Here is a 588-nt window from a genome sequence, read left to right on the forward strand (position 1 = left end):
GGCAACGAGGCCGGCGCGGTGCAGGAAGGCAACGAGGCCGGCGCGGTGCAGGAAGACACCACGCTCAGCGTCAGCGGCCAGTTCAGCGCGGCCGACATCGACCACGATGCCACGGCGASCTGGAGTATTGTCGGGTCAAATACCGGCACCTACGGCGCGATCGCCGTGGACCACGCCGGCCAATGGACYTACACCCTGGCCAATGGCACCGATGGGGTCGCCAGTGCGGTGCAGGCGCTGCAGGCTGGTGAGAGTCATGATGACGTGTTTACGGTGCAGGTCAGCGACGGCCTCGGCGGCGTCGCCACCCAGCTGGTGACCGTCACCATTAGCGGCAGCAACGACGCGCCCGTGCTCAGCTTCGTGACGGGCAACGAGGCCGGCGCGGTGCAGGAAGACACCACGCTCAGCGTCAGTGGCCAGTTCAGCACGACCGACATCGACCACGATGCCACGGCGAGCTGGAGTATTGTCGGGTCAAATACCGGCACCTACGGCGCGATCGCCGTGGACCACGCCGGCCAATGGACTTACACCCTGGCCAATGGCACCGATGGGGTCGCCAGTGCGGTGCAGGCGCTGCAGGCT

At 66.9% G+C, this 588-nt stretch carries 1 protein-coding gene; it reads left to right on the forward strand.

What is annotated here, in order from left to right:
- Positions 1-588 (forward strand): VCBS domain-containing protein (locus tag AC1DRN_RS29965; protein ID WP_477786929.1); only part of this gene is annotated, 588 nt, incomplete at both ends.

This window comes from Pseudomonas sp. P5_B3 (genome assembly GCF_056400405.1).